Source organism: Rhizobium sp. BK312 (assembly GCF_014193605.1).
Classification (GTDB): domain Bacteria; phylum Pseudomonadota; class Alphaproteobacteria; order Rhizobiales; family Rhizobiaceae; genus Rhizobium.
This window is the reverse complement of sequence record NZ_JACHZP010000011.1, coordinates 13102-32693: the sequence shown is the minus strand read 5'-3', so window position 1 is coordinate 32693 and position 19592 is coordinate 13102. Positions and strand designations below refer to the sequence as shown.

The following is a 19592-nucleotide window of genomic DNA, read 5'->3' as shown; positions in this document are numbered from 1 at the left end:
TGGCTGGGATTAGGGTTCAGGCAACGCGCCTGGCTTGATATTTGATGGCCTGGACGTCGGGATTGTCCGCAAGGGAGACGAAGGCGCCCCTGCTGCCATCGAAAGCTTCGATAAGGCCGCTCGCGATGTCGTAAATCCAGCCGTGCAGCGCGACGCGCCCCTCTTCGAGGGCCAGCCGCACCGATGGGTGGGTCTGGATATTGGCGAGCTGGGCGATGACGTTTTCGCGCACCATCGATGCGACCTTGGCGGGCTGATCCTGGTGCTGGCGGGCTTCGTTCACGACGCGGGCAGAGTCCGCGTAACGCAACCAACTGGCCACGGCGGGCATGTGATCCAGGCACTTGCACGTCGCGATGGCGGTCATCGCGCCGCAGTCGGAGTGGCCGCAGATCACGATGTCGGAGACATGCAACGCTGCGACGGCATACTCGACCGAGGCGGAAACGCCACCCGGCTCGGGGCCGTAGGACGGGACGATATTGCCTGCGTTTCGGATGACAAAGAGGTCGCCCGGCTCGCGCTGGGTAACCAGTTCGGGCACCAGCCGGCTGTCCGAGCAGGAAATGAACAGAGCCCGCGGGTTCTGCTGATTTGCCAGATCCTTGAACAGTTTAACCCGCTCAGGAAAGGCCTCCCTCTGGAACTTCAGAAAGCCCTCAATAATGTCCTTCATCGCTGCAATCTCCGTTCCTCGATTTGTTGAGGAGAAGGCTACGGAAGGCGTCGCATAATGTAAAAGTCTCGTTTATTATGGGGTGGATTAGATAATCTTATAGGTTCGACCATGCTTGCTCGACAGGTTCGTTATTTTCTCGCAGTGGCGGAGCATGAGAGCTTCACGCGGGCCGCAGACGCCCTGCACGTCTCCCAACCGGCGCTTTCGCAGCAAGTCAGGTTGATGGAGGAAAGCCTCGGCGTGCAATTGTTCGACCGATCAGGGCGCACGACACGATTGACGGATTCCGGAGAGGTCTATCTTCAATACGTGCGCCGCGCATCGCAGGAGTTCCGGGAAGCCAAGCGCGCTATCCACGATGTTAACGACCTCAGCCGTGGTGCGCTGCGCGTTGCGGTGACACCGACCTTCACGACCTATCTGGTCGGCCCCCTCGTCGAGGCGTTCTACAGTCGCTATCCGAATATCTCCGTCAACGTACGGGAGATTTCCCAGGAGCATATGGAGGAATTGCTCCTGTCTGACGAGATCGATGTAGCGATCGCGTTCGCCGGCGCACCTGCACCAGATATCGATACAGACCCACTGCTGGTAGAAACCCTCGCGCTTGTTGTCAGTGCCGGGCACCCTCTGGCAAGTGAAACGTCGATTGGACTGCGGGCCCTTAGTGCCGAGTCATTGGCGCTGCTCAGCGCAGAGTTCGCGACACGCGAGCAGATCGATCGCTTCTGCCACCAGCACGATATTCGCCCGAAAGTACAGATAGAGGCCAACTCGATCAGTGCGGTGATCGAAATCGTCCGCAGAACGAGGCTGTCGACACTCTTGCCCGCAACAATCGCATTCGCCCATCAGGACCTGAAAGCAATTGCGCTTGATCCCGTGCGCTTGCAGCGGACCGCCGTTCTGATGCAGCGTAAGGACGCCTACCAAAGCGCGGCGGCGCGGGTGTTTGTTGGGTTGGCTAAGGAAGTGGCGGCTGAAATGGAGGGGCAGTGACAAAAATCTTGGCTTGGATCTCTAAGCCATTGATGAAAGTGTACTTCTGACTTGTAAGGGCTGGCACCGATAGAGGGTCGTAAGTTCGACCCCGTTCAAGGCGAAGGGGGCGTCCAGAATTGTTGGCCGCCCCAGACGCGGCATCGATCAGGCCAGAACTCGGATGACGGTTTTTCCTCCGCGCCGCTCCGTCGAGGTAAGCGCGGCAACAGCGTCGGTCAACGTTGTGATCTTGCCCACATTTGTACGCAGTCTTCCATCGCGGACCCGCTGAACGATCTCGGAAAGTTGGTTTCGATCGGCCTCTACCACGAAATCAATCGTGGATCCGTTTGCAGGCCGAACATCGGTTGGTCCGACCGCAGTCACAAGCGTTCCGCCGGTTCTGATCAGGGCAGCCGACCGCTTTTGGATCTCGCCGCCGATGACGTCGAAGACTAAGTCAACGCCGCCTATGTCCTCAAGCCTGTCATTTGCAAGATCGACGAATTCGTTCGCCCCAAAGTCGAGAACTTTCTGACGGTCGGCAGTGCGCCCGGTACCGATGACATAGGCGCCGGCTTCCTTTGCGAGCTGCGTCACGATTGAGCCGACGGCGCCGGCGGCGCCATGCGCCAGGACTGTTTGCCCCGCTTGAAGTCGGCCATGCTGGAACAGACCCTGCCATGCTGTCAGCCCGGAAATCGGCAGGCTGGCACCGACGGTGAAGTCGATGTCGCCCGGCAGCGGCGCCAGATTGCGAGCCTCCATGGCGACATATTCGGCGAGCGTGCCGTCGCGGTACCAGTCAGCCAGGCCGAATACCCGCTGGCCGATCGACAGTCCCGTGGTGCCGTAACCCAAAGCGGTGACCACGCCAGCCACCTCATGACCGAGGATTGCCGGCGTCCGATCATGCGAGGTGCGATTGGTCCAGGTGGACGGCCATTCGAGTTCGGTATTGACGAACCCCGCCGCATGAACCCTGACAACGACGTCGTTGATGGCGGCCTTAGGCTCGGGACGTTCCACCAGTTTTAAATCGACAAGCCCGGCCTCCGGGTTGGTTGCTACAATCGCTTTCATGGGACGCACTCCTTAATTTCCGTTGCGTTGAAAGATGAATTGGGGACCACGAGCCCAGATCGGCCTCATGCAGGCAGTTGCCGCTCGACTGTCGCTTGGTTGACTGGGTGCCGACGGACGAGCCGCGATGCTTGCCAATCATACGCTCGATACCGGCGGGCGCTTCATCAGCAAGAGGTCTTTGACATCCTGCAGATCGCTTCCATCCAAGATGGGAAGCGTCAGCCATTTTCCGTCGATATAGGTTTTGGCGTTGTCGTAGAGGCTGACGAGTTCAGGCCGCCAGGCATACCGTCGCTCCTCGAATTTCTCCTGCTCTGCCCGGCCCATGACCACGATGGCCGAAAGCCGTTTGAACTCCGGGACCAAGGTCACAAACGCCTTGGTTTTCTTGTACCGCAAGGTCCAGCCGCGGTTCTTGCCACCGTAAAGCCAGTCCGGGGCAAAAACGTCCGGATAGAGTGCGTCGATCCAGGCCCGCAGCTCGGACCAGTGGGCGAACCCCTCCTGTCCGATCCACTCGCGGAGAGCGGCATCGAGCGGTGGTGCTGCCCGTTCAGTCATCCTGTCGCCGATCTGTGGAAGGGATAGCGTTGTTTCACGCATCTAAATGCCTCCTATGTGACCCGCCGGGGCGGAATGGTTGAGATGTCCGGGCCGCCAGCGAGCGGGCAGGGAATGCAACTTCGGCTATCGTCTGCCGGCGTTCGCCGGCAGCACGGAGCTTGTGTGGGTGTCTCCAAGACCCGGCACGACCGCCAGGTCGAGGGCGGCGAGAAGCGCCTGCCGCGCCGCTGCCGCATGTTCCCAGTCGAGGAAAGCGGTGCCTTGCAGCGGAAAGAATTGTTGCGTCTTCAGCCCGATCGAGCTCAGCGACAGCGACAGGTAGGGTGTCAAAAAGTCCGGCTGGTTGGCGCGCTCGCCGGTGAAGAATCCACCAGACGCCACGCCAATAAGGACCGGACGGTCCCGAAGCATTCCGACTTTCCCGGCCGGCGTTGAATTCATTGTGCGGCCGACACGCAGGACCTGATCGATCCAGGCCTTGAGGACCGAGGGAATGGTCAGATTGTGCATCGGTGTTCCGATGACGACCGCATCCGCCGCTTCGACCTCCCGGATAAGCTGTTCGGAAAGATCGAGCGATCCTGTCGGCGGGGCGGCCAAGGTCGCCGGCGACGCCAATGCGGCGGCATAAAGGGCGACCGTTTGTGGTAGGGGATCGGTCCCCAGATCACGCCTGATGATGTCCGCGCCAGGCGCAACCTCAAGAAGCTTTTCGACGATCGCCGCCGAGAGCTGGCGGCTATGTGATTGCTGGCGCGGACTGCTGTCGATGTGGAGAATGTTCATGGGATTGATCCAACGGCTTCATGAGGTTGCGAGAAAGCGGAACTCAGATCGCGCCGGCCGGGGCAACGGCGGGAAAGTCCTTGTCGGGATCAAAGACATTGTTGAACAGGTTCGTCAGCGTGTACATGGCGACCAGAGCTACGATCTCGATGATGTTCGCTTCGGTGAAACCGGCATCGCGAACAGCCTTCAGATGCGCGTCACTGACTTTCCCTCGGGTCTCGATAACCTTTCGCGCGAATTGCACCGCCGCATCCCGCTTCGGGTCATTCGCGTGGCCCCTGCGAGCGAGAATGATCTCGTCGGCAGGCAGCTTGGCCATATGTTCGGCGGTGAAGCTGTGAACGGTCAGGCAATAGTTGCAGCCGTTCACTTCGGAGACAGCAAGGCCGATGCTGTCTCGTGTCCTCACGTCAAGCGTCTTGCTGAGCGAGCCAAGCAAGGCAGCCCATGCGTTGAAGGCGATCGGGCTTTGCGCAAAGGCCGCCATCATGTTTGGGGTGAAGCCGATGTTTCTTGCGAAAGCATCAAGGGTCTCTTTGGATGCAGCCGGCACCTGTTCCGGCGTCAGAACGGTCGTTCTGGTCATGGTCGTCTCCATAAATATCGATTGGATTGCGGATTATGCGAAGGACAGGACGTCGGCCACGGGCAGGCGTGGCTTCTGCGGCCAGTTGCCGGACCGCTCGGGTCCGACGGTCAAGAGCATGACCGGGATTTCATCTTCGGCGAGGCCGAATTCGCGATGCACGGCTTCCGCGTCGAAACCGATCATCGGTGTTGACCCGAGACCAAGCGAGCGCGCCGCATAGACGATTGCCGCGGTACCGAAGGTCGCGGAGCGCACCGCTTCGTCACGCTGCCGTTGGGGCTGGTTGTCATAGAGGCTGCGGGCCGGCGCTTCCCATTCCGGCACCAGGTGAGCCGGCATGATGCCGGCTTCCACGACCGGCGCCAGGCGGGCGGGCACGGTGCTGGCATCGGCCAACTGCCCCACGATGATAAAAGTTACCGCGGCATCGAGGATCGCGGGTTGCTTCCAGGCGATCGGATGGAGCCGGGCCTTGGCTTCAGGTGTGCGGACGGCGATAAATCGCCAGTTCTGCAGGTGGAACGACGTCGGCGCCGACGTGCCGATGCGCACCAGATCCCGGATCTGATCGTCGCTCAGTGTGGCTGTGGCGTCGTAATATTTGGCGGCACTGCGGCTGAGGATGGTTTCGATAACCGCATTCGTCGGCGCAGTTTCGGAGGCTGTGTTGCTGATGTAGTTCATTGGGTGGCTCCCTCATCAAGTGATTACGGAGCCGATTTTACGAGCGACAGTGATATTATCGAGACTGAATTGCCTCAATCTAATGCTCAAAAGGATCAAGCTTTAGCCCGGCACTAACTCGCACTTTTCCCGCCGGTCTGCGCCAGCCTGCGCCATTCCCCGGGCGTCATCCCCATCTTCTCGGCGAACACGCGGCGGAATGCCGAAACGGATTGATAGCCGACCGTTTCGGCGATCGCCTCGGTACTGACCGCCGGCTTCTTGAGCTCGTTGGCAGCCAAACTCATGCGCAGATCAGTCAATAGGTCTAGCGCGGAGCAACCGAGCTTGTCCTGGAAGTGGCGCATGAAGGTTGCGCGGGACATGCTACACAGGTCCGCCAGATCGGGCAGTTTCCAGGGCTTTGCCGGATCGGCGAGCATCGCGGTGACTGCCGGCGCCAGCCTTGGATGACCAGCAAGCGCCAACAGACCCTCCGGAGCTTTCTGCGATTCACTCGCCGCTCTGAGCACAAGGGTAAACAGAACCGAAGACAGGGCGTTCAAAACGGCGCGGCCGCCCACCCGGTCGCCGGCCGCCTCCATGCGCATCAACCCCACCAGGCTGGCCAGTTGATCGGTTGCGGAGCCCTCACGGTCCACTTCACGACGGTCGATTGCACGCGCCACCACGTCCGTGGGCAGGTAGGTACGGATCAGCCGGTCATGGGGCGGCTCGACGAAAAATCGGCCGCACAAAAGATCGAGTTGCTCGTCGTGGCTATCATTCTCGCTCAGCATCCAGCCCGCAGTTCCCCGGTGCTGTCGCGTTTCGATGGGTGTTTCTCCGCTTCCATCGTGGAGCACGTGCGGGGCGCCTTGAGGCAGCAATATGATATCTCCGGCGCTAAGTTCTTTCGTCGATTTGGTCTCGGGATGCTCGAAGATGGCCCGACCCTTGACGATCACATGGTAAGGAATCTCATTCGCCGCAGCCCGCGGCCACGCAACTCGCCATGGTGAGCCATACGAACACCGGACCTCGAGTTGGCCGGTGACGCTGACGATTTGCAGGAGATGACTCAACCAATCGATTTCGGACATGGAATCTCGTGGGTTTCCTCAGTTAGACATTCCCACGTCACTTGCCACGTTCTTCATATTTTCTCCAGCTACTACAGAAGATCCCGTGAGCGGCCGAAGCGCAGAAATCGAGAAGGTAGCGCCGGGAGGCAGGACTAGATGTCGACTTGTCAGGGCCATCCTCTATGTCCCGAAACAGCAACACTGGATGGAGAGGCGACATGCACATCGATGGCGCATGCCAATGCGGAAAGATCACATATGACGCCGAGGTCGATCCGCAAGACGTCGCGATCTGCCATTGTACCGACTGCCAGAGATTGACTGGCACCGCTTATAGGGTGACCGTCAGCGCACAACGTAGCCGGTTCCATATCACGCGATTACAGGTCGGCCGTGGCGCCTGCGCGTGACCGTCTGGTCATCGTCCCGAGCCACAAGTCCGTGATCGACGAGGTGATCGCCGGCCTCGACAGTATCAAGTCGCGGGCCGACCACCTGCTGCGGGACCATGCCGCAGGCAACGGCGCCAAGGTCACTGCGGTTTAGGCAACCCTAGACAACGCAGTCGTCGACCCGTCGCCGAAATTCGGTGCCTACAACGCCGCCGTGGCGGAAACATCAAGGACGTCGCCGAGCGTCTGCCTGCCGCAGCCAATTATCGAATCATTGATAAACGATCCGTGCACCAACGCCGTGCTTCGCAGCTCACATCAAAAAAAAGACCCGCCGTATATCGCCAGGCGGATCATGCTCGCTCCCTCATAATATTAGTGCTTGGATGGGTTGTCGGTCCATGAAGGCGGGGCCCCAACGACACCTGCTAACGCCCCTGCTATACCCGGCGCTCTTCCGAACGCCTCGCAAGCAGCATTCTTTGGCTTGCCCCCCAACTGGGATTTCAGCTTGTGTCCCGACGGCAGTGATAGATCAAGACCTGATGGTTTTCGGCCCTTCACCAACATTTCCGAGAACTGTGCTGCAAATGAGGATGCCAGGCTGTAGGCGTCGCCGACTTCAGAAACACGTGCTCCGTTCGTTATTGAGTTCGCGCCACGCGACCAGACGATAGCAGCCCGCTGGATCCCATTACCGTCTATGGCCTCCGCTTCGACGGCAAGACCACCGAGACCGATCGGAAGCCGCGGTACACCGACGGGAAGAACAACCGATGTTCCCAACGTTGCGACGGTAGACAAACCCGCAGCGGTCTTGCTTGTGGGCACTATGTCGGTAATCACAGCCTTGACGGTAATGTCGGCAGGTTCGCCCGGACCAACGACACGATATTTGTCGCTGAGATCGACGCACAATGCCCGGTCTAGAGCATTAGAAACCAGTCTGTCATTGCCCGCGTCGTGTATCCGCGAATAGGCAAGCGGCGACAACCGGGTGGGTGTGATGGCCACGGAGGTTGCGGTGGCCAGTGCAGCCGTATCCAAAAAGGTGCGCGATTTGTTTGAGCGTCCTTCGACCGAGCCAAGCTTGCTATAGGAACTCAATGATCCCGATTCAGTCAGCGGCACTGAACTGCAACTGCTCACACCAATGGCTAGGATAAGTAGGGCAATTTTTAAAGCTGGCTTGGCGTATCCGAAGCTTATTTTCCGAGCGTAACCGGCTCCTGAAAGAAAAAATCTCATGTCATGTCTACCTTTGCGGATGATTTTTTGGTTTGTGAATATTGCCGCTGATGGCGAACCCCGGGCGCGCTTTGCACGGACGTTCAAAGCTGTACTGATGGTTGGAGCGTATTTTCGGGGGCGGGCCGCCTTCTTTCAGCGGCCAGCAACATGGACATGGCTGCGGGCAGAAGCGTTAATGTCAACACCGTCGCCACCGCCAAGCCGCCGATGATGGCAAAGGCCATGGGGCCCCAGAAAATCTGGGAGGCGATCGGAATCATCCCGAGAATTGCGGCGCAGGCCGTCAGAACGATGGGACGGGCACGATGGACCGAGGCGGTGGTAATGGCCTCCTTCGGCGATTGACCAAGCGCGACGTCCTGATCGATCTCCTGGATCAGAATGACAGCGTTGCGAATGATCATCCCGGATAGAGCGATGACGCCGAGCTGGGCGACAAAGCCCATCGGCGTGCCGGTGGGCAACATGGCCCCGACGACGCCGATGAGACCGAATGGTGCCATCAGCAGACCCAGTGCCATTCTGGAAAAGTTTTGCAGCTGGAGCATCAGGAGAACTGCGATAACGAACAGCATCACGGGAATGACGGCGAAGATAGAAGAATTGCCCTTTTCCGCCTCTTCGGTGATCCCGCCTGCAATGATGGAGTAACCCATGGGAAGCTCTGCCCGCAAAGTGTTGAGCTGTTCATTCACTTGGCCGGCGACGGTCGCGGCCAAAGCGCCTTTCTGCACGTCGGCTTGGACGATGATCATCGGCTTGCCTTGCTGGCGCCAAATGATCGGGTCTTCCATGCCGTAGGCAACTGTCGCCACCTGGCGAAGCGGCACGTATTTTCCATCACTGGTTCGCAGTTCGAGATTGCCGATCGCCGATACCGATGTCCGATCGGCTTCCGTGCCCTTGACCATGACGTCGACGAGCTTGTCCTGGTCCCGAAGCCTATGATGCAAGGTCAGATCGGTGATCCGGCCAGCCTGGAGATTGTCGCCGGGCACGAAGTTCACCGCTCCTCGCGGATCGCCACCTCGTCCAAACGACTGGGCAATCGCATGGCGGCTACGAAGGTGAAGGCGTGAAGCGCGCAGAGAAGCAGAAGCGCCCAGGCGTAGGCGGACGAAACTGTGGGACCCGTGGCGTGTGATCCCAGCTTCCATGCGAGAAGGGACGCGCAAAGCGTCGTCATGGTCGGGCCGCCGAGACGCTGCACGATGTTGAGCGAGGTCGTCGCGGCCGGCATCATTTGTCGGCTGACCGACGAATAGGCGGCGGTCAATGACGGCAGGCCGACTGCCCCTTGGCCCATACCGCGGAGGAAAAGAGCGGGGATGAGCACGACCAGATTGAGACCGCGGAGGGCGAGGACCAGCAGTGTTGCAGTGGCGAGGAGCGCCAGAAGCGCTCCGCCGGCGGACACGCGACGGATGCCGAACCTGTCCGTCAGCATGCCCATCGAGGGATAGACGAGCATCATCCCAAGCCCTGCGGGCGCCAGCATCCAGCCCATGTCGGCGGGCGCACGGCCGACGGCCTGAATGAGGAAGGCGGGAAGGAGCATCTGGCCGGCGAACAGAACGCCATTCGATAAAAACTGCGTGACAGCGGCGGCCGAAAAAACCTTGCCCCTGAATAGGCGCAGATCGACGAGCGCATCATCGCCCTTCCGTCTTGCCGTCCAGAGGAAGGCGGTCATCATGGCGATGCCGGCTGCAAAGGTCGCTCCACCCGCCGGCTGAACGATCCGCTCCGCCCCATAGAGAAACAGCGCCAGCCCGGGAGAGAGCAGGGCAAGACCGAGCCAGTCCAGGGGCCGCCGCCTTGTGTCTTGCTTGTCGCTAGGCAGAAACAGGATCGCCATCAGGAGGGCAATTGCTCCGACCGGCAAATTGACCAGGAACAGCCAGCGCCAGGATGCATATTGCAGAATGGCGCCAGCGATGATCGGGCCGAAGATCGGCGCCAGCAGCACGGGCAGGGACACATAGCCGGCGACGCGGGCCATGTGCTTGCCGGCGGCGCGCGCGATCATCATTTGCGCCATGGGCGCCAAAAGACCGCCGCACAGGCCCTGCAGCACGCGAAACGCGATCAGAGAATTGGCCGACCATGCCAGGCCGCACAGCGCCGAGGCGAGGGTGAAGGCCGAGAAGCACCAGAGATAAAGTGCTTTTGCGCCGATGCGGTCGACGAACCAACCATTCAGGGGGAGAACCAGGGTCAGCGCCAGCAGGTAGCCGCTCGTGACCCACTGAATCGTCGAAATGCCGACTTTCAGGTCCAGCGCCAGGTTCGATAGGGAGACGTTGACGATCGTCGCGTCGAGCTGCGAAAGCAGACCTCCGAACAACGCGACGGCGGCAATTTTCCACACCGAAGGATCGAGACGGTCGCTCTCCGGCGCGCTCAACGATGCTCCCTCGCATTGCCGCCGTTGAAGCGGCCGAAATGCCGCGCCGAGAACAAGGAGATCAGCAATGCGCCGGCGCCGAGCGCAATGACATCGGCCGTGTTCCTCAACTCGAAATCACCGATGCGGCAGACCAGAATGTAGCCGACAATGATATTGAAGAAGCCCCAAAGCACATTGACGGTCGACGAGGACAGACCTTCGCCTGGCGGCTTGGCGAACGGGCTCTGGAATGGCCGTCCCATCACGCCGCTGACGACGTGGGGCACCGCGTTCGCCAGGAAGACGCCGCTGAAGAAATAGGAGAGCAGGGGAAGCCAGGACATTACAGGCGGTCCTCATCGGTAGGAGGTCAATGATCAGTTGGGGCGTGCCGGTATTGGCGAGCCGCTTTGTTGGAGGCGAGATAGGCCGCCCTTCGTAGGTCAACTCAGTTTGGCAGGGCTCCGCCTCGGTCTGGCCGCAGCACGGTCAATTGGCGCGGACCGGCATTGGCTGCGGCGTGAGCGACCGCCTCGTTGGCGTCGTCCAGCGCGAACTCGGTCAGTTCAAACTGCCCGAGGTCGATCAGCCCTGCACGGACCATCTGCACTATCCGGGGAACGGCATCCTTGCCGTACATCCAGACGCCGCGCACCGTGGTCTCGTTGTGCATCAGCCAGTTGTAGTTCAGTCCGAGATTTCCTTCCTCGCCGCGCAGGCCACCCATCAGGATCACTCGCCCGCCCAGCCTGACGGCGAGCGCCGCTGAGCGGACCTGAGCCGCGGATGCCTCGCGCGGCAGGAAATCCAGCACCATGTCGATCAGTCCGCCGGCCGCGTCGCAGATCGACTGGCGGTCGTGTGCTTCATCGCCCGTGAACTGAATCGTCCGCACGCGCGGTCCGAAGCGCCCGGCAAGGTCTTCCAATGTCCGCGCATTGCGCCCGGTGGCGACCACGCGGCCGGCTCCCATCGCCAATGCGACAGCGACTCCTGCGCCACCGAAGCCGCCGGTGGCGCCGTTGACGACTAGAGTCTCGCCAGCTTGAAGGCCGCCCGCCAGCAGCCCGCCGAACGGCACCAGAAGCCGGCTGAGGGCCGTCCATCGCCCGGCGTCCGCAGCCTCGATCCGACCGATCGGCGTCGCGTTCTCGGTGGGGACCAGCACCTGCTCCGCGAAGGAGCCATGGTGGTAATAGCGGTGCAGAGGCAGCGCCGCCGGGGTCCGGTAGGTCCAGCCGAGCAAGATCTGCTCAGGGTTGGCGATGTTGTCGCGCGCGCGGATCGTGGAGTCGACGTAAACCCAATCGCCGGGTTTCAGCTTGGTCGCATCCGGACCCGTCGCTCGTACCCGACCGACGCCACCCGGTCCCGGAACGACCGGCAGCTCCAGCAGATAGTTGCGCGAGCCGTTGAAGACGTTGGCGGCGTAGCTCGCAACACCGGCGGCCGCCACATCGACGATCACCTCGCCTGTGCCGAGCACCGGGTCAGGCAAGGTCTGGATGTCGAGTGGTGCGCCAAATGCATTCAGGAGAGCGGCTTTCATCGAGACCCTCCGCAGGGGTTGAAGTTGATCCTCTCCACCGCTGACCTGCGGCGGCATCGAGATGACGTCAGGTTTCGCCGACCTGTTGGATAATCGGGATCGCAGCGGCGAGCGTCCGGCGAGCGTCCGAGTCGAGCTCGGCGAGCGCCCTGACCAGCCAATCCCGCTTTGCGGCGCGATGCTTGGTTCTCACTGCCGCTCCCGCCTCCGTCAGCGCGAAATAAACCTGGCGGCGGTCCGTCGGGTGAGGTTGGCGCTCGATCAAACCCTCCTGCTCGAGACTGGCGAGGATGGCGCCCATCGACTGGGGCTTCATCAGCTCGGCTCGTGCGAGGTCGGCAGTCGTCATGGGGCCGCCTTGCTCGAGGCGGGCGAGGGCGCCCATCTGAGAGAGGTTCAGCTCACTCGGATTGGCTTCGGCGCGCAGCCGCCGCAGTAGCCGTCCGACCGCCATGGTGAGGTCGGCCGCGAGAGCATCAGAGGAAGGATCGGGATCAGGCATCATGATCCGATCGTAACAAACAACAGGCTAACTTGCAAGTTTAACTTCTAATATGGAACAAGCTCTCGCCGCGCTCGGAACTCCGGGCTCGGTTTCGAGGTTGGACGCAGGAGGCGTAGCGGGGTAGGAGCTGGCGAGTTATTTTCCGTCATCGAGGAGGCGATCCCGATGGTTCTGTTGCAAACTTCCTGGTTACCGGTGGCATGGCATTGATCTCGGAAGTCGCGGAGATTGGCAATGTTCAAAGGTCGGCATTTCGAGCAGTCGGTGATCTTGCTGTGCGTGCGCTTCCGTGCGCCTGCCCTTTGGCCACGAAGCAATCTCGGGTCTCAGCCGCGGCGATAATGTGCATTTGGAGTTCGATCCCGACGCCGCGCATGTCTTCTGCTAGCGCTGGCCGGTACTCTCACTGCGCAATGAAGGCAACGACGGCAATTCCGCCAGCCCAAGTTCTTGGCTCGCCTCATGAATTTGTTAGATACGGATCTTCTAATAGAAGAGTCGTTGGTTGTGATCCCATTCAAGAGCAGCCCATCTCGTTGCATTTTCGAAAAAATTCCTCTCAGATTTAGGAACCGAAGAGGCGGCCTTTCGATGATCGGAAGCCGAGCTTTTCGGAGATTTCGTGAGCAGCTTTCAAGAGACTGTCGAGATAGGCGGTGCGATTGCGCAAGCCGTCTTCACGCGGGGTAACCAGGCAAAGCGTCGCAATACTGGCCCCGTCGGCCTGCCGGATCGGAACAGCGAAGCAGTGGGTGAAATTTTCCACTTCGCTATTGAAGGTGAAATATCCGTCTTCGGCGGCCTGGCGCACTTGAGCGATGAAATCGGCAGGCTCCAGGCGCCTGCCATTCGGCAGGATGAAATCTTCCGGAGGAATGAAATCGAGGATTTCCTGATCGGAAAGATGCGCGACAAGCAGGCGCCCCGAGGCTGTCCACGGAATGGCAACAAGCTCGCCGACATTCGAAGAAATGCGAAACGGCCGGATACCTTCGCGCATCATGGCGACCGTATATTTATTGCCTTCCAGCAGGCACATTTGCGCGGTCTCGCGTGTCTCCTCCGCCAGCACGCCCAGCATGCGGCCGCACTCGCGCATCAGATCAAATTGTTCGGCATAGGCGGTTCCGAGAAAGTAGAGGCGGCGGCCGAGAAAGACCCGGCCATCGCCGCCCTGATAGTCGAGCATGCCATGGCCAAGCAGAAGATTGACGAGTTCGTAGGTGGAAGAGCGTGGTGCGCCGATTTCCGTAGCGATCTCGTTCGGACGCATGGGCTGGCGTTTCACCCGCAAAAACTCCAGGATCTCAAACGCGCGATCCAAGCCTCGCATGCGTCGGGATACAATGTCGTTTTCGTTCTCGGCCATGCTTTTCTCCGAATATTCAAAAACCAGCCGCAACCGGCGCGCCACGACGCGCCGGTACATGCCCACCATACGGCGCTGGTGCCGCCAGATCTCGGCAAGACGCTGCGATAACATTCACGCGTGCGATGACGCAACGCTTGCGCCGCGCTCTTGTTTCTCTCAATTGAAACTCGAGGTCTTGAGAAATTCAGCAAGCCGCTCCGTCTTCGGGCGCACGAACATATCTTTCGGATCTCCTTCTTCGCAGATGACGCCCTGGTTCATGAAGATGACGCGCGACGAGACTTCATAGGCAAAGCGCATCTCGTGGGTGACCAGCAGCATCGTCATGCCGTCGGCTGCGAGCCCCTTGATGACTTGAAGAACCTCGCCAACCAGTTCGGGGTCAAGGGCCGAGGTCACCTCGTCGAACAGCATCAGCCGTGGCGTCATGGCGATGGCTCGGGCAATCGCGACACGCTGCTGCTGACCGCCCGAGAGCTGGCCTGGATAGTGGTTGGCGCGGGCGGCCAGACCCACACGGTCGAGCCATTTTTCGGCAACGGCGCGCGCATCCGCCTTCGACATCTTCTTCACCTTTACGAGGCCGAGCATCACGTTCTCGGCGGCGGTCATATGCGGAAAAAGATTGAACTGCTGGAAGGCCATGCCGGTGAGTGCGCGCTGGCGAGCGATCTCCTTCTCATTCTTGCGGCGGCGGATGTTGCCATCGACATGATAGCCGATTTCCTCGCCGTCAAGGCTGATTTTGCCGCCCTGAAACTCCTCCAGCATATTGATACAGCGCAGCATCGTCGTCTTGCCGGAGCCCGACGAGCCGATGATGGAAATGACCTCGCCTTCCTGCACCATGCAGTCGACGCCCTTCAGAACCTCATGCTGGCCATAGGTCTTGCGCAGACCCTGAATGTCTAGAATTGTCTTGCCCATCGGTCCGATCTCCTCAGGACGGCAGTGCGGTCTTGCGTTCGACATATTTGCCGAAGCGCTCGATACCGAAGTTGACGATAAAATAGAGAGCGCCAGCCAGGAAATAGAACTGGAGACTCATGAAATTACGAGAAATGATCTCCTGCGTGCGCAGGAGCAGTTCGGCGACGCCGATCACGGAAAGAAGTGTCGAGGCTTTCACCATCTCGGCGGCCGTATTCACCCAAGCCGGCAGGCACTGGCGCATCGCTTGCGGCCACAGAACTGAAGTGAAGGTTTGGGTGAAGGTGAGGCCGATCGCCTTGGCTGCCTCCGTCTGACCTCTGGGGATGGCTTGAAGGGCACCGCGCACGATCTCGCCCACATGCGACGAGCAGAAGATTGCCAGGGCAAGAACGCCTGCGGAGAACGGCCCTAAATCAAGACCTACCGCGGAAGAAACGTAATAGCTTGCCAGCACGAGCACGAGGACCGGCGTACCGCGGATGATATCGGTATAGGCTCTCATCACAAGGCGCAGGATGGCGCCGGCATAAACAAGCGCCAAGCCGACGAAAACGCCGAGCACGGACCCCGCAAGAATGGCGAGTAGCGAGATCGACACAGTCACGCCGATGCCATTCAAGATGACGTATCGGGCGATCCAGAGTTGTTCGAGAAATGTATGCGACATTCGATCTTACCTCGGCAGAGCCAGACGGCGCTCGACGAAGCGCATCAGTGCAGCGATGAGGAAACAGGTTGCGACATAAAGAGCCGAGGTGACGAGCCACGTTTCGATGACGCGGAAGCTTTCGACATTGATCTTGCGGGCGGCAAAGGTCAGTTCCGGAACGGCGATCGCTGCCGCCAGTGACGTGTCCTTGAACAAGGAGATGATCGTCGAAGACAATGACGGCAGCACGTTGCGCAGCATCAAGGGGGCGATGATGGATCCGCGGATCTGCATGGATGTCAGTCCGATGGAAAGACCCGCCTCGGTCAGGCCCTTCGGAATCGATAGCAACCCTGCCCGGAATACCTCTGCCAGATAGGCTCCTGAATAAACGGAAAGCACCAGGACGAAACTTCTCACCTTATCCAGGCGAAAGCCCAACTGCGGCAGGGCAAAGAAGACGAAGAGCACCAGGACGAGGATCGGCAGGTTGCGAATTATGGTGACGTAGACCTGTGCCGGCATGACAGCGATACGGTTTTTCGACGTCAACGCAAAGGCCAGCACAAGGCCGATCAGAGCGCCAATGACGATCGAGACAACCGCAAGGCCGAGGCTGAGCGCCAAGCCGCTCAGAAGAAAATCGAAGTTGCGCCAGACGGCGGTAAAGTTCAGCGTGTAACCCATGGCGGGCTATCCCTTTTCAGGCTGGCGGAGCGGGGAATACCCGCTCCGCTATGCTGTTACTTGTATTCGACCGGAAAGCCGATCTGCGGCGGGGCGAGGTCTTTGCCGAACCAGGTCTTGTATGACTTGGCGTAGCTATCGAATTCGACGCCGGTCATGGCTTCATGCAGAGCGGTATTGACGAAATTCAGCCAGTCCTGATCGCCCCGCTTGACGGCGCAGGCGTAGGTCTGTGGGTTCCATCCAAAGCCTGCATCCTTATAGCGGCCGGGGTTCTGCGTCATATACCAGGCGAGCGACGACTGATCGGTGGCGACGGCATCGGCGCGTCCTGATTCCAATGCCTGATAGATGAGATCGACGGACTCATACTGGTCGACCTTCGCGTCGGGCAGGGCGGCGTGAACCATGGATTCCGCGTAGACGTTTTGAAGAACCGAAACGGTGACGGAGGAGCCCGCCGCCTTTAGCGCACCATAATCCGCATATTGCCCATCCGCCTTCAGCATCAGGCCCACGCCTTCGCGATAATAGGGAATGGTGAAGGCAACCTGCTGGGCGCGTTCGCCAGTAACCGTCATGAACTGGCAGGTAATATCGACTTTGCCCGTAGTGATGTTCGGAATACGGGCGTCAGACGATTGATTGACATATTCGATCTTGTCGGGATCGCCAAAGAGGGCCTTGGCAATGATGTGGCCCATGTCGACATCGAAACCCTGCAGCTTGTCATCGGCGCTTTTGAAGTGCCACGGGGCGTTCGTGCTGCCGGTTCCAAGAACGAGGTGGCCGCGCGCAAGCACCTCATCGAGCTTGCTGCCGTCGGCGAGAACGGGCGTGGAAGAGAGGAAGGCGGCGGCGACCAGCGATATCAGGCCGGCGCGAAAAGGAATGCTCATGGTTGTTCCCCTTGGTCAATGGCTTTAGGATCCGATATTGTGGACATGTGTCTGTTATCTCGGATAGCGCATCAAGGGATATGCGGGGCAGCTTGTCAATAGTGGCTGTCGCCACTGATCGTCCGATCGGGAATGGTAAAGCGCTGTCGACACAAATGTCGTCGGCGGCAATCGCAACGCGATCCCGCAGGAGCACCATGAACCGACACGATGTCAGGAAAGGCGATCAGCATCGGCATGGGGATGCAGCCTTTCGTCGGCGCCTACAAAGGTGAAATTCGGAGCGGACTTATCCGAACGGAAGGTAAGATTACGGCTAGGTCCCACAGCAGCGCGCCCGATGTTTATTGCGGCCGGGCCAGTGGCCAATGTGGCCCGGCTCTCTATCCTCATTGTGGTCTTACAGCTCCGCAGAAGCCCGTAACTGGACAGCAAGCCGCGGCCTAATAGCGTGAGCTTTCCATGGCGCCCTCGTGTAGCGCGCAACTGCTCATCACGGACATCCTCGCCACGTTCATCCCTGGGCGTACGCTGAAAACGCAGAAGTTCGAGAGGCTCTGATGCGTTTACTGCCCCTTATCATCCTGAGGCGCTGTCTTGGACAGCGTCGTTGCAAGATGTGAACCATTTATACGGGTTCGATCCGGTTCCCTTGACCGTCGAAGAAATGCAGGCTGTCGGCGGAAGCGGCAACTACGCATTCGGTGTCAATTGCGATCCGGGACCGCCCCGAAACTCGAAAGACGATGGTTTGGCCATTCGCCAGGGCACCGTAGACATAGCTTTCCGCCCCGACGAGCTCCACCGCCTGGACACGCGCTTTTGCGCTGAACGCCGCATCGCTCGCGCCATCGGCCAGGTGGAGGTCCTCGGGCCGAACGCCGATCGTCGTGTCAGCGCCGATAAGGCGGCCGCCGGGCGAAAGCGCAATTGTGCTACTTTCGGTAGATTTCAGAAGGTTCATGGAAGGCGAGCCTATGAAGGTCGCAACGAAGGTCGTGGCGGGTCGTTCATAGAGTTCGATGGGTGTGCCGACCTGTTCGATTCGCCCGCCATTCAAGACGACCAGGCGATCGGCCAGCGTCATGGCCTCCATCTGGTCATGGGTGACATAGACGCTCGTGGTCGAGAGAGATCGTTGCAGCCGTCTGATCTCGACACGCATTTGCACCCGCAGCTTGGCATCGAGATTGGAGAGCGGCTCGTCGAACAGGAACGCCGCCGGCTCGCGCACGATGGCACGGCCCATCGCCACACGTTGCCGCTGGCCGCCGGAGAGCTGACGTGGCTTGCGCTCGAGGAAAGATTCGATCTCCAGCGATCGAGCTGCCGACTGGATGCGCTTGTCTATTTCCGCAGCTGGCACATTCCTGTTCTTCAGACCATATGCCAGGTTCTGGCGCACGGTCATGTGCGGATAAAGCGCATAGTTCTGAAACACCATCGCGATGTCGCGTTCGGAGGGTTCCAGACGATTGACGATGCGGCCGCCTATATTGATTTCGCCGGATGTGATGGCTTCAAGACCTGCGATCATACGCAGGAGCGTGGACTTGCCGCAGCCGGAAGGCCCGACCAGCACGACGAGTTCGCCGTCGCCGATATCGAGCGACACGCCCTTGATTGCATCAACGTTGCCGCCATAGGTTTTGCGGACATCCTTGAGGGTGATCCCAGCCATTATTTCTCCGTCTCCACAAGACCTTTGACGAACCAGCGCTGCATCAGCACGACGACGAGAATGGGCGGGATGATCGCCAGGATCGCCGTCACCATCACGAAATTCCAGGGTGTCGCCGCATCGGCGAAATCCACCATTTTCCGCAGCCCAATAATGATCGTCGACATCTTCGCGTCGTTGGTGACGAGCAGTGGCCACAAATATTGCGTCCAGCCGTAGATGAAGAGAATCACGAAAAGGGCTGCGATATTGGTCTTCGACAGCGGCAATAGGATATCGCGCATGAAGCGGAAGGGGCCGGCATTGTCGATGCGGGCGGCTTCCAGCAGCTCCCCCGGCACCGTCAGGAAGAACTGCCGGAACAGGAATGTCGCCGTTGCCGACGCCATCAGCGGTAAAGTCAGACCTGCATAGGTGTCGATCATTCCAAGATCGACGATAACCTTGTAGGTCGGCAAGATGCGCACCTCCACCGGCAGCATCAGCGTGACGAAGATCATCCAGAAGAACACCATGCGCAGTGGAAAGCGAAAGAAGACGATGGCAAAGGCCGACAGGAAAGAGATCGCGATCTTGCCGGCAGCGATGACGACTGCAACGACAAATGTATTCCAGAGCATCCGCTCGAGGCTGACGCCGACCACGCGCTCGACACCGCCGTTCAGCGCCTCGCCATAATTTTCGGCGAAATGACCGCCGGGCAGCAGCGAGATCGGCGGCCGCAAAATCTCGGCCGACGTCATCGTCGAAGCGACGAAGGTGTAATAGATCGGAAAGGCGACGATGACAATGCCGATGATCAGCATCAGATGGCCGATCAGATTGGCGATGGGGCGTTTTTCAATCATC

Annotated in this window: 22 protein-coding genes and 2 pseudogenes; 4 read left to right on the top strand and 20 right to left on the bottom strand. The window is 59.8% G+C overall.

Features of this window, described 5'->3' with window-relative positions; all coding sequences use genetic code 11:
* Window positions 1-16 precede the first annotated feature (16 nt).
* A complete protein-coding gene (locus FHT85_RS26020) occupies window positions 17-676 on the bottom strand; it encodes a carbonic anhydrase (protein WP_112413013.1) in 660 nt (219 codons plus the stop codon).
* 111 nt (window positions 677-787) lie between these two features.
* Between FHT85_RS26020 and cynR the strand changes: the two genes are divergently transcribed.
* Window positions 788-1678, top strand: coding sequence for a transcriptional regulator CynR (gene cynR, locus FHT85_RS26015; protein WP_112413012.1), 891 nt, complete (start codon window positions 788-790; stop codon window positions 1676-1678).
* Window positions 1679-1825: 147 nt separating this feature from the next.
* On the opposite strand, the gene FHT85_RS26010 is transcribed toward cynR, so the two are convergent.
* The 6 genes from FHT85_RS26010 to FHT85_RS25985 form a co-directional block, all read right to left on the bottom strand.
* Complete coding sequence (locus FHT85_RS26010; protein ID WP_183774410.1) at window positions 1826-2743, bottom strand: NADP-dependent oxidoreductase; 918 nt, start codon at window positions 2741-2743, stop codon at window positions 1826-1828.
* Between the two features lie 138 nt (window positions 2744-2881).
* Entirely contained in the window at window positions 2882-3349 is a 468-nt protein-coding gene (locus FHT85_RS26005; protein ID WP_112413010.1) for a DUF3788 domain-containing protein, read from the bottom strand.
* An 84-nt stretch (window positions 3350-3433) separates the two neighbouring features.
* On the bottom strand, window positions 3434-4096 hold the full coding sequence (locus tag FHT85_RS26000) for an FMN-dependent NADH-azoreductase (protein WP_112413009.1): 663 nt from the start codon (window positions 4094-4096) through the stop codon (window positions 3434-3436).
* Window positions 4097-4139: 43 nt separating this feature from the next.
* The gene (locus FHT85_RS25995) at window positions 4140-4685 is read right to left on the bottom strand and encodes a carboxymuconolactone decarboxylase family protein (RefSeq protein ID WP_112413008.1); all 546 of its coding nucleotides are present in this window, start codon (window positions 4683-4685) and stop codon (window positions 4140-4142) included.
* A gap of 33 nt (window positions 4686-4718) precedes the next feature.
* Window positions 4719-5372, bottom strand: coding sequence for a nitroreductase family protein (locus FHT85_RS25990; protein WP_183774407.1), 654 nt, complete (start codon window positions 5370-5372; stop codon window positions 4719-4721).
* Window positions 5373-5485: 113 nt separating this feature from the next.
* Window positions 5486-6454 (bottom strand): AraC family transcriptional regulator, encoded by a 969-nt coding sequence (locus FHT85_RS25985; RefSeq protein ID WP_112413006.1) that lies wholly within the window; start codon window positions 6452-6454, stop codon window positions 5486-5488.
* Between the two features lie 200 nt (window positions 6455-6654).
* Here FHT85_RS25985 and FHT85_RS25980 point away from each other — a divergent pair.
* Both FHT85_RS25980 and FHT85_RS25975 read left to right on the top strand, forming a co-directional pair.
* Window positions 6655-6813: pseudogene (locus FHT85_RS25980) on the top strand (GFA family protein); the annotation flags it as partial.
* Window positions 6814-6829: 16 nt separating this feature from the next.
* Window positions 6830-6982: a hypothetical protein gene (locus FHT85_RS25975; protein WP_162709813.1), complete on the top strand. Its 153-nt coding sequence runs from the start codon at window positions 6830-6832 to the stop codon at window positions 6980-6982.
* A 221-nt stretch (window positions 6983-7203) separates the two neighbouring features.
* Here the strand turns inward: FHT85_RS25975 and FHT85_RS25970 are convergent, their stop codons facing one another.
* The 6 genes from FHT85_RS25970 to FHT85_RS25945 all read right to left on the bottom strand — a co-directional run bounded on the left by FHT85_RS25970 (window position 7204) and on the right by FHT85_RS25945 (window position 12522).
* Complete coding sequence (locus tag FHT85_RS25970) at window positions 7204-8076, bottom strand: DUF3313 domain-containing protein (protein ID WP_112413005.1); 873 nt, start codon at window positions 8074-8076, stop codon at window positions 7204-7206.
* 83 nt (window positions 8077-8159) lie between these two features.
* A complete protein-coding gene (locus FHT85_RS25965; RefSeq protein ID WP_312861361.1) occupies window positions 8160-9086 on the bottom strand; it encodes an efflux RND transporter permease subunit in 927 nt (308 codons plus the stop codon).
* Window positions 9083-10486: a DHA2 family efflux MFS transporter permease subunit gene (locus FHT85_RS25960; RefSeq protein WP_183774404.1), complete on the bottom strand. Its 1404-nt coding sequence runs from the start codon at window positions 10484-10486 to the stop codon at window positions 9083-9085. The genes FHT85_RS25965 and FHT85_RS25960 overlap by 4 nt, the downstream gene beginning before the upstream one ends.
* On the bottom strand, window positions 10483-10812 hold the full coding sequence (locus FHT85_RS25955; protein ID WP_112413004.1) for a hypothetical protein: 330 nt from the start codon (window positions 10810-10812) through the stop codon (window positions 10483-10485). Before FHT85_RS25955 ends, FHT85_RS25960 begins: the two co-directional genes overlap by 4 nt.
* 104 nt (window positions 10813-10916) lie before the next feature.
* Window positions 10917-12017, bottom strand: coding sequence for an alcohol dehydrogenase catalytic domain-containing protein (locus FHT85_RS25950; RefSeq protein ID WP_112413003.1), 1101 nt, complete (start codon window positions 12015-12017; stop codon window positions 10917-10919).
* Window positions 12018-12084: 67 nt separating this feature from the next.
* Window positions 12085-12522 carry a MarR family winged helix-turn-helix transcriptional regulator gene (locus tag FHT85_RS25945; protein WP_112413002.1) on the bottom strand — a complete coding sequence of 146 codons (438 nt, stop codon included), beginning with the start codon at window positions 12520-12522 and terminating at the stop codon, window positions 12085-12087.
* A gap of 286 nt (window positions 12523-12808) precedes the next feature.
* Here FHT85_RS25945 and FHT85_RS31035 point away from each other — a divergent pair.
* Window positions 12809-12910 (top strand): annotated as a pseudogene (locus tag FHT85_RS31035) (TOBE domain-containing protein); the annotation flags it as partial.
* A gap of 177 nt (window positions 12911-13087) precedes the next feature.
* Here the strand turns inward: FHT85_RS31035 and FHT85_RS25940 are convergent.
* The 7 genes from FHT85_RS25940 to ugpE all read right to left on the bottom strand — a co-directional run bounded on the left by FHT85_RS25940 (window position 13088) and on the right by ugpE (window position 19591).
* On the bottom strand, window positions 13088-13891 hold the full coding sequence (locus tag FHT85_RS25940; RefSeq protein ID WP_112413015.1) for an IclR family transcriptional regulator: 804 nt from the start codon (window positions 13889-13891) through the stop codon (window positions 13088-13090).
* A 159-nt stretch (window positions 13892-14050) separates the two neighbouring features.
* On the bottom strand, window positions 14051-14821 hold the full coding sequence (locus tag FHT85_RS25935) for an amino acid ABC transporter ATP-binding protein (protein WP_112401263.1): 771 nt from the start codon (window positions 14819-14821) through the stop codon (window positions 14051-14053).
* A gap of 13 nt (window positions 14822-14834) precedes the next feature.
* On the bottom strand, window positions 14835-15494 hold the full coding sequence (locus FHT85_RS25930; RefSeq protein ID WP_112401262.1) for an amino acid ABC transporter permease: 660 nt from the start codon (window positions 15492-15494) through the stop codon (window positions 14835-14837).
* A 6-nt stretch (window positions 15495-15500) separates the two neighbouring features.
* The gene (locus FHT85_RS25925; protein WP_112413000.1) at window positions 15501-16163 is read right to left on the bottom strand and encodes an amino acid ABC transporter permease; all 663 of its coding nucleotides are present in this window, start codon (window positions 16161-16163) and stop codon (window positions 15501-15503) included.
* 56 nt (window positions 16164-16219) lie between these two features.
* Entirely contained in the window at window positions 16220-17062 is an 843-nt protein-coding gene (locus FHT85_RS25920) for a transporter substrate-binding domain-containing protein (RefSeq protein ID WP_112412999.1), read from the bottom strand.
* Window positions 17063-17690: 628 nt separating this feature from the next.
* Window positions 17691-18743, bottom strand: a complete 1053-nt coding sequence (locus FHT85_RS25915; protein WP_112412998.1) for a sn-glycerol-3-phosphate import ATP-binding protein UgpC — start codon at window positions 18741-18743, stop codon at window positions 17691-17693.
* Complete coding sequence (gene ugpE / locus FHT85_RS25910) at window positions 18743-19591, bottom strand: sn-glycerol-3-phosphate ABC transporter permease UgpE (RefSeq protein ID WP_112412997.1); 849 nt, start codon at window positions 19589-19591, stop codon at window positions 18743-18745. Before ugpE ends, FHT85_RS25915 begins: the two co-directional genes overlap by 1 nt.
* Window position 19592: the final 1 nt, after the last annotated feature.

What these genes read in the sequence shown, in the direction of transcription:
- FHT85_RS25925 (WP_112413000.1), bottom strand. Translation starts at nt 16,163, where the DNA reads ATGGGTTACACGCTGAACTTTACCGCCGTCTGGCGCAACTTCGATTTT.
- FHT85_RS26010 (WP_183774410.1), bottom strand. Translation starts at nt 2,743, where the DNA reads ATGAAAGCGATTGTAGCAACCAACCCGGAGGCCGGGCTTGTCGATTTA.
- FHT85_RS26000 (WP_112413009.1), bottom strand. Translation starts at nt 4,096, where the DNA reads ATGAACATTCTCCACATCGACAGCAGTCCGCGCCAGCAATCACATAGC.
- cynR (WP_112413012.1), top strand. Translation starts at nt 788, where the DNA reads ATGCTTGCTCGACAGGTTCGTTATTTTCTCGCAGTGGCGGAGCATGAG.
- FHT85_RS25990 (WP_183774407.1), bottom strand. Translation starts at nt 5,372, where the DNA reads ATGAACTACATCAGCAACACAGCCTCCGAAACTGCGCCGACGAATGCG.
- FHT85_RS26020 (WP_112413013.1), bottom strand. Translation starts at nt 676, where the DNA reads ATGAAGGACATTATTGAGGGCTTTCTGAAGTTCCAGAGGGAGGCCTTT.
- FHT85_RS25985 (WP_112413006.1), bottom strand. Translation starts at nt 6,454, where the DNA reads ATGTCCGAAATCGATTGGTTGAGTCATCTCCTGCAAATCGTCAGCGTC.
- FHT85_RS26005 (WP_112413010.1), bottom strand. Translation starts at nt 3,349, where the DNA reads ATGCGTGAAACAACGCTATCCCTTCCACAGATCGGCGACAGGATGACT.
- FHT85_RS25970 (WP_112413005.1), bottom strand. Translation starts at nt 8,076, where the DNA reads ATGAGATTTTTTCTTTCAGGAGCCGGTTACGCTCGGAAAATAAGCTTC.
- FHT85_RS25930 (WP_112401262.1), bottom strand. Translation starts at nt 15,494, where the DNA reads ATGTCGCATACATTTCTCGAACAACTCTGGATCGCCCGATACGTCATC.
- FHT85_RS25955 (WP_112413004.1), bottom strand. Translation starts at nt 10,812, where the DNA reads ATGTCCTGGCTTCCCCTGCTCTCCTATTTCTTCAGCGGCGTCTTCCTG.
- FHT85_RS25915 (WP_112412998.1), bottom strand. Translation starts at nt 18,743, where the DNA reads ATGGCTGGGATCACCCTCAAGGATGTCCGCAAAACCTATGGCGGCAAC.
- FHT85_RS25945 (WP_112413002.1), bottom strand. Translation starts at nt 12,522, where the DNA reads ATGATGCCTGATCCCGATCCTTCCTCTGATGCTCTCGCGGCCGACCTC.
- FHT85_RS25950 (WP_112413003.1), bottom strand. Translation starts at nt 12,017, where the DNA reads ATGAAAGCCGCTCTCCTGAATGCATTTGGCGCACCACTCGACATCCAG.
- FHT85_RS25940 (WP_112413015.1), bottom strand. Translation starts at nt 13,891, where the DNA reads ATGGCCGAGAACGAAAACGACATTGTATCCCGACGCATGCGAGGCTTG.
- FHT85_RS25935 (WP_112401263.1), bottom strand. Translation starts at nt 14,821, where the DNA reads ATGGGCAAGACAATTCTAGACATTCAGGGTCTGCGCAAGACCTATGGC.
- FHT85_RS25995 (WP_112413008.1), bottom strand. Translation starts at nt 4,685, where the DNA reads ATGACCAGAACGACCGTTCTGACGCCGGAACAGGTGCCGGCTGCATCC.
- FHT85_RS25920 (WP_112412999.1), bottom strand. Translation starts at nt 17,062, where the DNA reads ATGAGCATTCCTTTTCGCGCCGGCCTGATATCGCTGGTCGCCGCCGCC.
- ugpE (WP_112412997.1), bottom strand. Translation starts at nt 19,591, where the DNA reads ATGATTGAAAAACGCCCCATCGCCAATCTGATCGGCCATCTGATGCTG.